Below are 12,461 nucleotides of genomic sequence, written 5' to 3' on the forward strand. Positions count from 1 at the left end.
CCGTCGCGCCGTTTCCGACGTAAGAAACTCGAGTGCTTATTTGCCTCCGATCCTCGAAAGATCGATCCGAATTCCGGCTTGGCCAATAACCTCATTCACCTTCGTCCGCATCTCGGGAGTGGTCGCGGTGGCTGGCGGTTCATCGACGGACCGCGCTTCGCTTTGCCGAGGCAATTCGATGGAGGCTCCTGGATCCTGCGCTTGAAACACACCGACGCCCTCGAACTCGCCGGCTTTCCACGCATAGAGCGCATCCTCGAAAATCTGGCGGAAGACGTCATCGCTCTTCGGATCGCCGTACCATTTGGCAACAATGCGCAGGACCTTGGCGAACATCGCCGTTCCCTTGCGCAGGTTCTGGCAAGCATCGACCAAATCCGTTTTGAGATCGGCCAGGTCCTTGACGCCCACACCGGCTGGAAACTGCGTCAGACCGACACGAACGACAGCGTTGCCGGCATATTGGCGCACGATGTCCATCGCCTCGTCGGGTGATCTGGCCTTGGGCACCAGGATCAACCGCCCTCCCGAGCGCACGGTCACCGCAAGGGGATCGGCAGAGCCCGCCGCCGCGACGAACTGCTCGACGATCGCGGGTTTCAGTGAAGGGTCGGCGCAGTCTTTGATAAGGGCGGCGTCGAGCATGGGACCTCCTCGGCATCAGGTGTTGAAAGAAAAAACGACTGGCCTGGAAAACAGCTTTGCCCAGGCGGCGGTGCTGGCGCGCTGGATGGCGACAATGGACGTGCCTTTGGTCCACCAGCCGTTGCCGACCGCAACGATCACGTCCGGACTGCCGAGCATCGATTGCAAGACCGGCCAGACGAGCAGTTGCTCGTAGCAGATCAGCACCGCCACCCGCCCGGAGCCGAGCGCGACGACAGGATTTGCAAAGATGTGCGCTTGCGCTCCGGCGTTGCCGCCGAAGAGCGGCTGCCAGGGCTGCCACATCGAGCCCGGAACCGGCATCCGTTCCCGGTAGAGGATCCGACTGCTATCTGCGGAGATTGCAACCACCACATTGTCGTATCCGGCCGCGTTAACGACTGCCGCGCCCGCGAGAACGGTCGTGTCATGCCCTGATAGCGCGCGGATCCAAAGCCGTTCGACCGTCGGCGTCCAGAAGCCCAACGTACTTTCAGGAAGGATGACGGTTCGAACACCGTCGGTCCCTCGTTCAAGCACCGTTGCAATTAGATCACGGTGGCGGGCCATGCTGGTGTCCCGCCCGACCGACGCACCCAATTCGAGATCGACGCCCCGCCAGGCTTCCGGTAGCTTCGGGTCCGTCCACGAAGCGGCGGACCAAAGCCAGAAGCCTATAAGGCCCATGGCGACAGTTGGGCAGAGGCGGGAAACGAGGCCCGCCAAGCCGGCTGTCGTGACGGCCAGTCCCCACCATCCCCATCCCGGAAACAACACGCCTGCGGCCGTGATGGGATGCGCCCAGCCGGTAATGCCGAAAGGGGGAACCACCATCAGTACGGCCGCCAGGACGTAGCGGCCCGGACGAAGGCCAACCTCCTTCGTCCACAGGAGCGCATGCGCCGCGACAAAGCTGGCCGAGGCAGCCAGCCACAGCAGCAGGCCCGGCCAGATATCCGCAGCATAGAAGGTGGCCACGCCTTGCGGCAGGCCGCGCGACGCCGACAGGAAATATGCTGCGGAAACCAAGGTTGCCGTCTTTTTCGTTCTCGACAGCGACCAGAGGACGGGAAAGCCGAGCGCCACCGGCAACAACAGCACGTGGCCGCTCCATGCCACCGATCCGACGCCGACCGAGGCGATGATAAGCAGCGTTGGCCAAACCCAGTCATGGCGCATAGGTCAGCACCTCACGCGCCAGACCGAGAATGCCGGATGTCGGCACAGGCCCGAAATAACGGGAGTCGAACGAGCCGGCGAAGGCCGAATGCAGGAAGACCTCACCGCCCGGTACCACGCCGCCCGAAAACCGTGTCAGCGGCCGACCTTCTCCGTCTTTTTCGGCGACAGTGGAAGCACGAACCAGGCGCCCATCGACCGTCACCTCGTTGGCGATCTCGACGCGCTGGCCGGCGACCGCGACCACCGACTTGATGAGCGGCGCGAGATGACCGGGGCAAAGTCCGGAGCGGAGATAGCCGCGCGCCCTCGCTTCGTGCATGGCGGCTGTGTCCGGTGGGCAGATGAACACCAGGTCGTCCACACCAGGCGAACGGTCGAGCGGGACAATCTGCCAGAGGCCAAGTGGCTCGCTCGGCGTAAGATTGATGCGATAGCTGCCTAATAGACCGGCCAGTCCGATCACTGCGATGGCGGCAGCAGAAACCGATGAAGTGACGGCAGCTTGTTTTCGCTGCGCCATGGCTCGCTCGCGTGTTCGACCCGGACGCGTCATTTGAGCGAGAGTCCCTGGCTCTTCGTTTGCCGCAGCGTCTCGGCCTGCTTCAACGCCTCGGTCGTGCGCTCATGCGCGGAAAGTTGCTGCACCGTTCGCATCGTGCTCCAGGCCGATTGCACTTCCGCCTTCTGCCCGGCAGACATGCTCGAGGTCACCGACTGGAAGGTCTGACCTGTCATGTCTTTGGCGGCGAGCGGTAGGAAGGTGCGTTCCCCGAAACGTTCCGATACGGCTCTCGCAAAACCTTCGAGTTCGGCTTTCACCATTTTGTCGGCGAGCGCGTTTTCGAGTCCTGCGGGAAGGTCGTTGCGATCGATGGCGTCACGGACGCGTTCGAGCGTCTGCTTTGCCGCCGGCGACAGCGCCGGGATGTCGAGAGAGATCTTCATGCGGACGGCGCGCTCCTCGGCGTCATATTTGTGTTCCGCCTCCGTGCGCTGCCGCAGATAGCGTTCCAGGTTTCGGGCAAGCGCCGGCGCATTGGTGACGGCCCTCTCATGGGCCTGCTTGTCGGCGCGGCCGGCAAGGATCCCGGTCTTGCCTTTCAGCGCACCAAAGGTCTCCGGCTCGGAACCGATCTTGGTGATCGTCGATTTCGCCGCCGCTTCGTTTCTCAGCATCGCATCGACGTTGACAGCCTTGAACGCGTCTTCCGGCTGAGCGTAGACGAGATGGAAGCGCGCTGAGACTTCCTCCCATTGCTTCTTCAAGCCGGGGTCCGCTGCAAGCAGGTCCTCGACGACCTGTTCCAGCGATTTTGGGAACGTGGTGATGCCCGATACCATGGGTTTTGCCTCCTGCATGCTGTGCGATTGACTGGTCTTGGCCGCGCCGGCGGACAGACCAAGCCTGCGGGCGATTGCCGCCAGACGAGCGCCAAGCGCGGCGAGCTTCGACTTTTGCCGGACGGTCCATTCGATCCGGTCGCGAACGACAGTGCGTGCGACGTTAACGAGGTGAAGGCCACGGGCGTCGGCGAAGCGAAGGGCTTGGGCGTAGAAGCGGCCACTCGCATAATCGAGCGTCGTTTCCTTGGCTTGTCTGCGCGACAGGATCGGGATCAGGCCGCCTGCCTTGGCGAAAGATCGGCGGCCGTGGTAGAGACCGAAGTCCTCTCGGTGACGGGTCATGGCCACGTAAGTGAGATGGCGGTCGAGAGAGAGGGAAGCCAGCACCTTCACCCTATCGACGGTGGCACCCTGGCTCTTATGGATCGTGGTGGCATAGCCGTGATCGAGATTGGCGTAGAAGCGTTGTTCGACCGTGACCTGGCGGCGGTGTTCGCCGTCTCCGACTTCCGCGACAATACGCCCGGGCGTTGCGTCCACGACCTTCGCCAGCATACCGTTCTTGACGCCGAGCGAGCCCTCGTTCTTCAGGAACACGATCTGGTCGCCGGCCGCGAATTTTCGGTGCCCGTCTTCGGTCCGGAAGGCGAAACCGTCGGCGACGAGACCGCGTTCGACGAGCTTTGCGCGAGCCATGCCGTTGAGCATGCGCACGTCTCTTCGCAAGTGCGCAAGAATGAGGCTCGACCTTTGCGGATCGTAGTCGCGGTTCCAATCGGCAATCAGCGCCTGCACGGCATCGGCCTTGAGATCGGCTCCGCTGACGCGGCCCTGGGCGCGATAGGCTTCGACGGCTCTGCCGATATTGCCGCGGGCCAGATCGAGCGACGCCTCGCGCATCCACTGTTCACGCTGGCGGTAGATGTTTTCGAGTTCGCCATAGCCGATGCGGTCGGCAATGGCGCGGAAGGCAGCGCCGGCTTCGATCGGCTGGAGCTGTTCCGGATCTCCGACAAGCACGAGTTTGGCGCCGGCCTTGGTCGCCGCTTCGACAAACAGCGCCATCTGCCGCGACGACACCATGCCCGCTTCGTCGAGAACGAATACGGTTTTGTCGTCCAGCTGATTGCGGCCTTGGTTCCAGCGCAGTTCCCATGATGACAGCGTGCGGGAGAGAATGCCGGCTTCCTTCTCCAGGCCCTCGGCGGCCTTGCCCGCAAGCGCCCCGCCGACGACGCGATAACCGGCCGCTTCCCAGGCTTCGCGCGCCGCCTTCATCATCGTCGTCTTGCCGGCGCCTGCACGTCCGATCACCGCAGCGATGCGCTCGCCGCCGGTAACATGTGCGATCGCCGTCTTCTGCTCGTCCGCCAGGCGCAGGTGGCGGGCGAAGGTGGCTTCGCGCACAGCGTCCGCAACGCCGTGAGAAGAGCGTTGAGCCAGCCAGATCGCCCGGTTGGCCATCTCTGCTTCCAGCCGGACGAGGTCCCGCGTCGTGTATTTCGTCGGCACGCGTAGGCCGCCTGAAAACTCGATCCGCTCGCGTTCGAGCCGGAGCGTTTCGGGGCTCTGCAGGATCCTTGCCATCAGACTTTGGAAGAGGCCAGCGTCGTCTATGTAGCGGTGGAGGATCTTGGCAACGTCGCGTTCGTCGAAGACGCTCTTCTCCCGCGTGATCAGGTCGAGCACGAGCTCGGGACGGCGCTGAATGCGGCGGGCGTTTTCGGCCCGGCGCTCCTCCTGCAGCTCCAACCGCTCCAGCGAAGGGGCCCGCTCGGCTTCCGCCGACTTGCGCTCGATCGCCTTGGCGCCGACACCGAGGTGGATGGTTGGCGTCAGATTGATCCCCTGCTTCTCGAAGGAATGGCCGTCGACGCGGAGATCGAGGCCGGCGCGCGCCAGGTGCCGGTTCTGACAGGCGAACCAGCCGTCACGAAAGGCATTGAAATCGTCGAGGCTGCCGGCCCAGAGCTCGTAGACGATCTTGCCGGCATCGTTGCGCACTGGCTTGCCGCCAGGGCCGGTCACTGCAACCTTCTTGGCGCCGAACCCGTCTTCGGTCAGCGGCCGGAGCGTCGTCATCAGGTGCACATGCGGATTGCCGGGTGCATCGTGATAGACCCAGTCGGCGATCATGCCCTTCGACGTGATGTGACGCTCGATAAAATCCCGCACCAGTTCGATGTTCTGCTCGCTTGAGAGCTCCATCGGCAGCGCAACGGTCACATCCTTTGCAAGCTGGGCATCGACGCGTTTCTCGAAGATTTCGACACTGTTCCAGAACGCTTCCGACGCGCCGGAGACGGATCGGTCGGCAATCATCGTCCGCAGCCATGACGGCGCATCGGCAGGGATGACGAACTCCTCGTGCAGCAAGCCCTGCTTGCGGGTGTAGTCGATCGTGCGGGCCTCCCGCTCGTACTCCATCTTGGCGCAATGCCGATAGGCCGCCGACAGCACAGCGCTGCGGCCGGAGCCGCGGGCGACGATGCTGACGGAGAAATGAGGAACGGCCACGGCGGAATTCTCTCCCGATTCCGAGCAAAATCAACATGTTCGCCAGCGAGATCGGCTCCGCCAGGCGCTCTCAAAAGAACGTCGCGCCAGCGACGTATAATTGCGCCCTTCGGATGCCGCTCTTGTCGAGCGGCCGGGATCATCCACGAAAGCATCGCCCTTGGCGATTGTAGGATTCACAGTAGTGCGTTCCGCACCGACATCCGGAAGATGGGGTCCGAAAGACAAGCTTTCGCACCCAAGGAGACATCCGGACATGAAGAAACCATCCTCGAAAATCCGCGACGAAATCGCCAGGCTCCAGGAGCAATTGAAGCTCGCCGAGACCCGGGAGGCCGAGCGCATCGGCCGGATCGCGCTTAAAGCCGGGCTCGGTGAGATCGAGATCGACGAGGGTGAACTGCAGGCAGCATTCGAGGATCTGGCGAAACGCTTTCGCGGAGGCAAGGTCCGTTCGACCGGAGGGAAGGGGGCAAGCGGCGCAGGCGAGGGCAGCGCGCCCGCCGCGCAGAACCCGCCTGGTACGGCTGAGGGCAGGACTGGCGAGGCTTGAGCGGATGCGAAGATCCACGACATCAGATGCCCGCAAGAAGGACACGCGCGAAAAGATCGAGCTCGGCGGCCTGATCATCAAGGCGGGGCTGCGCTACGAGAAGCGCGCGCTGCTGCTCGGGCTCCTCATCGATGCCGCCGCGCGCCTGAAGGGAGACGCACAGGAGCGCTCACGGCTCGCCGCACTCGGTGCTGAAGCGTTCGGAGAGAGAGATGACTAGGATCCTGCTGTTCGTAGCGCCATGCGCGTTGATGATGCTGATGGCCATCGGCATGACCGGGACCGAACTGTGGCTATCCCACTTCGGCAAGAGCGATGCCGCCCGGCAGATGCTCGGCCGTGCCGGCATCGCTCTGCCCTATGTCGCCGCGTCCGTCGTCGGCATCATCTTTCTGTTTGCGAGCGCAGGCTCCGCGCGGATCAGGACGGCAGGATGGGGCGTTGTCACGGGCGCGACAGCGACGCTCGTCCTAGCGGTCCTGCGCGAGGCATCGAGGCTCTCCGCGTATCTCGAACAAGTCCCGGCCGGCAAAACCGTCTTCAACTATCTCGATCCCGCGACGGCGATCGGGGCTGCTGCCGTGCTGATGTCGGCGCTGTTCGGCATGCGTGTGGCGATTGCCGGCAACGCGACATTCGCGAGGGCCGAACCGAAGCGCATCGTTGGGAAACGGGCGCTGCACGGCGAGGCCGACTGGATGAAACTATCGCAAGCCGAAAAGCTGTTTGCCGAGAGCGGCGGCATCGTCATCGGCGAGCGCTACCGGGTCGACCGGGATAGCATCGCGGCACCATCGTTTCGCGCCGACAGCGCCGCGAGCTGGGGAGCGGGCGGCAAGTCGCCGCTGCTTTGCTTCGACGGCTCGTTCGGCTCGTCGCACGGCATCGTGTTCGCCGGATCCGGCGGCTTCAAGACGACATCGGTCACGATCCCGACGGCGCTCAAGTGGGGTGGCGCGCTCGTTGTCCTCGATCCTTCGAACGAGGTTGCGCCAATGGTGTTGAAGCACCGTGGCGACGCCAACCGCGACGTCTTCGTGCTCGATCCGAAACACTCGGAAATCGGCTTCAACGCGCTCGACTGGATCGGCCGGTTCGGGGGAACGAAAGAGGAGGATATCGCCTCCGTCGCATCGTGGATCATGAGCGACAGCGGTGGCGCGCGTGGGGTCCGTGACGACTTCTTCCGCGCCTCGGCCTTGCAGTTGCTGACGGCTCTCATTGCCGACGTTTGCCTCTCAGGCCATACGACGGAAAACGACCAGACACTCCGGCAAGTACGCAAGAACCTGTCCGAGCCAGAGCCCCAACTGCGCCAGCGGCTGCATGAAATCTACGACGATTCGAATTCGGATTTCGTCAAGGAGAATGTCGCAGCCTTCGTCAACATGACGCCGGAAACCTTCTCGGGCGTATATGCCAACGCGGTCAAGGAAACGCACTGGCTGTCCTATCCGAACTACGCCGCGCTGGTCTCGGGAACTTCCTTTTCGACGAGCGATCTGGCGGACGGAAAGACGGATGTCTTCATCAACATCGATCTCAAGACGCTGGAGACGCATGCGGGCCTGGCGCGCGTCATCATCGGCGCGTTTCTGAACGCGATCTACAACCGCAACGGAGAGATGCAGGGAAGGGCACTGTTCCTTCTCGATGAGGTGGCGCGCCTCGGCTACATGCGCATCCTGGAGACCGCGCGCGACGCCGGCCGTAAGTATGGAATCACGCTGACCATGATCTACCAGTCGATCGGCCAGATGCGCGAGACCTATGGCGGCCGCGATGCGGCGAGCAAATGGTTCGAGAGCGCAAGCTGGATTTCATTCGCCGCGATCAACGATCCCGAGACTGCCGACTACATCTCACGCCGCTGCGGCATGACGACCGTCGAGATCGATCAGGTCAGCCGCAGTGTCCAATCGAAAGGATCGTCGCGCACGCGGTCGAAGCAACTCGCCGCCAGGCCGCTGATCCAGCCGCACGAGGTGCTGCGCATGCGGGCCGACGAGCAGATCGTCTTCACCGCCGGAAACGCGCCGCTCAGATGCGGACGCGCGATCTGGTTTCGGCGTGACGATATGAAGGGGTGCGTGGGCGCGAGAGCGTTTTCGAAAGCAGCGAACCCCGCAGAGAATTCGCCCGATCGGCCGGCGCGCAGCGCAGCGAGCAAGGCCGATCGAGAACAATGAAGAGTATCGGAGAAATCAGCGTGGGCGTCCGCCGAAGGGCGGGATTTCTGGAATTCTCGTCGTGCAAGGAGCGGGAAAAAGCGCAGCCGCAGGAGCCTCAACATAGTGGCCCACACCGGGGAGGCGGGACCGACTGCGCCCGCTCCTAAACTCCATCTGAGGCCGGCTTGTTCGTAAAGACAGAAGAAACCGGGCTCGACGTAGATTGATGCGAACAGCAGAGGACAGGCACGTGGCGAAATCGAATGTGGTGCCGTTGAGACCGCGGCGCAAATCCGGCCGCGGGAGCGATCGATATCGGCCGCAGCGAAAATTCCGAACTGGACAGAACGGCCCGCGCAAGTCGCTGATGGCGGTCATCTCAGCCATCATCATTGGAGCAGGCGGATGGTTTGCCTTTGCCGGCGCCGGCGATCTTTCTGGCATCTTAGCTTTGGCCAAGGCGCCGACAACGGATACGTCGCAGGCCACGTTTTCGTTGTGCGGCGAGAGCGTGCGAATGAACTGCGTCGTCGATGGCGACACTTTCTGGTTTGGGGGAGAAAAAATCCGCATCGCTGACATCGACACGCCGGAGCTCAGCCCACCGCGCTGCGAGGCGGAACGGATCAAGGGCGAGGCAGCGAAAGCGCGCCTGCTGGCGCTTCTGAACGCCGGCAAGTTCTCGTTGTCAGTAGGCTTGCGGGACGAGGACAAGTATGGCCGAAAACTCCGGACCGTTACACGGGAAGGGCGCTCGCTCGGCGACCGCCTCATCGATGAAGGTCTTGCCCGGCGCTGGGACGGCGCAAGACATGGATGGTGCGGGTGAGGGGCTGCGAGAGGATCGCACCTGGATGGGCGGAGACCGTTTTCGGGCACCGTGAGCATCGCGAATAGAGCCGTGCGCCGCAGGCGTCTCGCCCAAGAACCGTCGGCTTTGCACGACCGAGGCCCGATATCCATCTGTTGATAGTCACGTTAGCGCGCTCGTGACCCGCGATAGTAAAAGCGCTCGACCAGCGCAGCACCCAGAACCGGCAGCAGCGCCAAGACCGCAAGCTGGAACATCCCATCAAGGCCGAAGAGAATGGACACAGCGACCGCGACGATGGCGCCCAACAATGCGCCGATGACATAGGGAAGATAGCCTTTCATGTGACATCCTCATGCTATTTTCGAAATTTATGATCTTCTCGGAGGTGAAATCCCGGCGAAGTGAGAAACCTGCGCCAGCGCACGCCTAAAAAAAGCGAAGCTCCCTGAAATTAAACCTCTATCATCTGATGTCGGCGGCAGTCGAAGACGCTCATTGTGCCAAGCCCAGCCTCGAAAGGAAATCCCGCGGAATTGGTTTAAGTTCCTTATCGATGGTCGCCATCCGCACGGACCGTCATCAGGCAAATTCGAGCAAGGCCATCGTGTCCGGTCGCAGGTCATCAGCGATATGAATCGATCCTTGCCGACCGATTCATAAGTCTCGTTGGACGCGATTCCCGGCATAGGCGATTCTTGTCTCATGATCGCGCAACCGTACCATCTTTATGTCGAACGCTCTGACGCCGCCAGAAACATGGCGCGCTACTACGCCATGTCGATCGAGCCCAACCTGTTCGGGGATGTCTGCCTGCTCCGGAAATGGGGCCGCATCGGCACGAAGGGTCAGATGATGGTCCACCATTTCGGGCGGGAAGAGGAAGCAGTCGAACTGTTTCTCGACCTGCTGCGGCAGAAACGAAAGCGCGGCTATCGTCCACGCACCTCCGTGCCAACATGAGAATGGCCCGCCGAAGCGGGCCTCATCGGCGCCTGTTCCAGTCGGTCTCGAAGGACATCTCGATCTCGACGAAGAACGGGATCTTGACGCCGAACATATTCCGGTTCCGTATCGCACCGAAAAAGCCGGCGGCAGGCTCGATGTCTGTCGTCGGCTTGCCTATCTGGCCAGTCGGCCCCGCCTCACGGTGGGGCGTTTCCGGCTCAGTCCCGGTTGGTGATGAAAATTTCGAAGCGCCGTTGCGGGTAGCGAGCGAGGCGCAGCCGGTCCGCGTCAGACGTGCCCCATCGAGGCGCCCCTGGAGCCACGAATAACCAGACAAAGGGACATGACAGTGGCGGCCCACGCCTGGTAGATTTCGCAATGCGATTCGGCTGCTTCGCCTTCAACGTGAAGCCGTTCGCTCTCATAGCAAGGCTCGCACACCCTCCAGTCAAAAGCCAACAGGCTCTTTTCGGGTGGGAAAATGATTGCTATATTTGCGGAAAGGTTGGAGCAGACATGGCCAAAGTCGTCGTCAAAAAATTTGGAAGTGCCAAAGTCGGCGTACGCGATACCGCGGTCACGCAGAAACGCGTGCGTGACGCAGGTACCGGGCAGTTTCTGACTGTTCGGACGATCGACGCGCAGAGCAAGACGCTCGGAAAAGATCTGAGCTACGTGTTCAGCAAGAATGTCGCCAAGGCGCGTCGCGAGAACAAGGCTGTAACTGGCGTCCTTGATCGTGCTCCCATCGAAGATTGAGCAGCCAGTCTTCCTGATCATCGCCGGGCCAAATGGCTCTGGGAAAAGCAGCGTGTACGAGAATGCCGACCTTGAAATGGAAGGTCGCTCAGTCTGGATCGTAAATCCGGATCTACTGGCTGCCAGAATCAGCAAAGTCGAGTCCAGACCGCCGCTGGAAGCCAACCTAACCGCGGTTCAACGGATCGAGTCTTGGCTTGAAGCGTCGATCAACGTCCACAAAACAATCGGCGTCGAAACAGTCCTGTCGACAGAGAAGTATCGACGTCTCGTGGTAGCGGCGAAGGCGCTCGGATTTGCGGTCTGGTTCTTATATGTCGTCGTCGATAGCCCCGAGCGCTCGATCGAGCGGATCAAGTTGCGCGTAGCCAAAGGCGGACATCCGGTACCCGACGAAAAAGTCCGCCAGCGGTACCAACGGTCCCTTGAGCAATTTCCCTGGTTTCTGGAACAAGCCGACAAGGCCTGGATCTGGGACAACAGCGGCGCAAAGCCGAAAACGATCGGCGAGAAGTCTGATGGGGTCATTGAACTCGACGTGCACGCTCTGGAGGTCGTTGCCAAAGCGGTTCGGTCCATCGCAACCGAATAAGGAGTCGTGATTCCGCACTTTCTGTGGAGAACCGTCGATTGTCTGGCCTCCAGATAGGTGTTTGCGTGACAGGCTGCGGCTCCGGTGGAAATGATTTCCTTCTTGAAACGAGGAGAAATCGATGACCACGACAAATGAAATCGCTGACAAGATCGCGTCAGACCACGGCCTGACGAAGGTGCAGGGAAAGGCGATCGTCGAAGCTGTATTTGCGGCGATCACGGCCGCTGCCACCTCCGGCGCCGAGACGTTCATTCCCGGCTTCGGGAAATTCAAGGTGAAGCATACCCCGGAGCGCGAAGGCCGCAATCCGTCGACCGGTGCGGCGATCAAGGTTGCTGCGGCAAGAAAGCTGGGCTTCCAGCCTGCCAAGGCTCTGAAGGACGCCTTGAACACGTAAGGGTTTGCGGACCGCTTTTGAGCCGGCCTTTAACCGAGAGATCGACGGCCCCGCTTTAGCGGGGCCGTCTGCGTGTCAGTCCCGGTTAGGGCGGGACCAGATCAGCTGGTAGCCCTCTTCGCCCTCGACCTCTGTGAGCGTCGCGTAGATCGGGGCAGGGAAGCTCGGATCGTCGAGCTTGACCGAGAGGTAGTCGCGGTCCTGCTCGGAGCGCTTCTGCCAGGCCGCGCCCAGCTCGACATTTTGCGGTGCACCGCAAAACGTCGATTATGCTGAGAGTGTGATTATGCGGAGTGCTGATCGCTGAAGGCTGGATTTCTCGACGATAGCGGCGGCTTCTGCTCCGCATAATTCCACTGGTGTGGAAGAGGCGCCCCGCCGTGAAGCGGAGCGCCGATGTGCTGGTCAGCGCGACCAGATGAGCTTGTGCTCGCCCTTGTCGCCCTGGACCAGGGAGGCGTAGACCGGGGCCGTGAAGGACGGATCGTCGAGCTTGAGCGAGAGGTATTCGGCGCCTGTTTCGCGGGCGGTGCGGGTCC

15 protein-coding genes and 1 pseudogene are annotated in these 12,461 nt (G+C 62.0%); 8 read left to right on the forward strand and 8 right to left on the reverse strand.

Annotated elements, in window-relative coordinates; genetic code table 11:
- Positions 1-36: 36 nt before the first annotated feature.
- From PH547_RS30190 to traA, 4 genes are read right to left on the reverse strand one after another with little or no spacing between them, the layout of a single operon-like run.
- Positions 37-645, reverse strand: a complete 609-nt coding sequence (locus PH547_RS30190) for a TraH family protein (RefSeq protein WP_004119835.1) — start codon at positions 643-645, stop codon at positions 37-39.
- 15 nt (positions 646-660) lie between these two features.
- Entirely contained in the window at positions 661-1,824 is a 1,164-nt protein-coding gene (locus tag PH547_RS30195; RefSeq protein ID WP_004119833.1) for a conjugal transfer protein TraB, read from the reverse strand.
- Entirely contained in the window at positions 1,814-2,380 is a 567-nt protein-coding gene (traF, locus tag PH547_RS30200; RefSeq protein ID WP_004119831.1) for a conjugative transfer signal peptidase TraF, read from the reverse strand. The genes PH547_RS30195 and traF overlap by 11 nt, the downstream gene beginning before the upstream one ends.
- A complete protein-coding gene (gene traA, locus PH547_RS30205; protein WP_065091806.1) occupies positions 2,377-5,688 on the reverse strand; it encodes a Ti-type conjugative transfer relaxase TraA in 3,312 nt (1,103 codons plus the stop codon). Before traA ends, traF begins: the two co-directional genes overlap by 4 nt.
- Positions 5,689-5,944: 256 nt before the next feature.
- Here traA and traC point away from each other — a divergent pair, with 256 nt between their 5' ends.
- The 4 genes from traC (at position 5,945) to PH547_RS30225 (ending at position 9,241) form a co-directional block, all read left to right on the forward strand.
- On the forward strand, positions 5,945-6,241 hold the full coding sequence (traC, locus tag PH547_RS30210) for a conjugal transfer protein TraC (RefSeq protein ID WP_004119828.1): 297 nt from the start codon (positions 5,945-5,947) through the stop codon (positions 6,239-6,241).
- Positions 6,242-6,245: 4 nt separating this feature from the next.
- The gene (gene traD / locus PH547_RS30215; RefSeq protein WP_004119826.1) at positions 6,246-6,461 is read left to right on the forward strand and encodes a type IV conjugative transfer system coupling protein TraD; all 216 of its coding nucleotides are present in this window, start codon (positions 6,246-6,248) and stop codon (positions 6,459-6,461) included.
- The gene (gene traG / locus PH547_RS30220; protein ID WP_004119814.1) at positions 6,454-8,430 is read left to right on the forward strand and encodes a Ti-type conjugative transfer system protein TraG; all 1,977 of its coding nucleotides are present in this window, start codon (positions 6,454-6,456) and stop codon (positions 8,428-8,430) included. The genes traD and traG overlap by 8 nt, the downstream gene beginning before the upstream one ends.
- Before the next feature lie 232 nt (positions 8,431-8,662).
- Positions 8,663-9,241, forward strand: coding sequence for a thermonuclease family protein (locus PH547_RS30225; RefSeq protein ID WP_004119813.1), 579 nt, complete (start codon positions 8,663-8,665; stop codon positions 9,239-9,241).
- A 149-nt stretch (positions 9,242-9,390) separates the two neighbouring features.
- On the opposite strand, the gene PH547_RS30230 is transcribed toward PH547_RS30225, so the two are convergent.
- Positions 9,391-9,567 (reverse strand): hypothetical protein, encoded by a 177-nt coding sequence (locus PH547_RS30230; RefSeq protein ID WP_015342042.1) that lies wholly within the window; start codon positions 9,565-9,567, stop codon positions 9,391-9,393.
- Between the two features lie 361 nt (positions 9,568-9,928).
- Here PH547_RS30230 and PH547_RS30235 point away from each other — a divergent pair, with 361 nt between their 5' ends.
- Positions 9,929-10,186: a WGR domain-containing protein gene (locus tag PH547_RS30235; RefSeq protein ID WP_004119812.1), complete on the forward strand. Its 258-nt coding sequence runs from the start codon at positions 9,929-9,931 to the stop codon at positions 10,184-10,186.
- A 22-nt stretch (positions 10,187-10,208) separates the two neighbouring features.
- Here PH547_RS30235 and PH547_RS30240 read toward each other — a convergent pair whose 3' ends face one another.
- A complete protein-coding gene (locus PH547_RS30240) occupies positions 10,209-10,508 on the reverse strand; it encodes a hypothetical protein (protein WP_004119811.1) in 300 nt (99 codons plus the stop codon).
- 179 nt (positions 10,509-10,687) lie between these two features.
- Here PH547_RS30240 and PH547_RS30245 point away from each other — a divergent pair, with 179 nt between their 5' ends.
- The 3 genes from PH547_RS30245 to PH547_RS30255 all read left to right on the forward strand — a co-directional run bounded on the left by PH547_RS30245 (position 10,688) and on the right by PH547_RS30255 (position 11,922).
- The gene (locus PH547_RS30245) at positions 10,688-10,930 is read left to right on the forward strand and encodes a hypothetical protein (RefSeq protein WP_004119810.1); all 243 of its coding nucleotides are present in this window, start codon (positions 10,688-10,690) and stop codon (positions 10,928-10,930) included.
- On the forward strand, positions 10,911-11,522 hold the full coding sequence (locus tag PH547_RS30250; RefSeq protein ID WP_028755140.1) for an ATPase: 612 nt from the start codon (positions 10,911-10,913) through the stop codon (positions 11,520-11,522). The genes PH547_RS30245 and PH547_RS30250 overlap by 20 nt, the downstream gene beginning before the upstream one ends.
- Positions 11,523-11,643: 121 nt before the next feature.
- Entirely contained in the window at positions 11,644-11,922 is a 279-nt protein-coding gene (locus PH547_RS30255; protein WP_065091807.1) for an HU family DNA-binding protein, read from the forward strand.
- Between the two features lie 75 nt (positions 11,923-11,997).
- On the opposite strand, the pseudogene PH547_RS30260 reads toward PH547_RS30255, so the two are convergent.
- Positions 11,998-12,165, reverse strand: a pseudogene (locus PH547_RS30260) (DUF736 domain-containing protein); the annotation flags it as partial.
- A gap of 162 nt (positions 12,166-12,327) precedes the next feature.
- A partial coding sequence (locus tag PH547_RS30265) for a DUF736 family protein (RefSeq protein WP_285169557.1) occupies positions 12,328-12,461 on the reverse strand: 134 nt, incomplete at its 5' end.

This window comes from Rhizobium cerradonense, assembly GCF_030182455.1.
Lineage (GTDB): Bacteria > Pseudomonadota > Alphaproteobacteria > Rhizobiales > Rhizobiaceae > Rhizobium.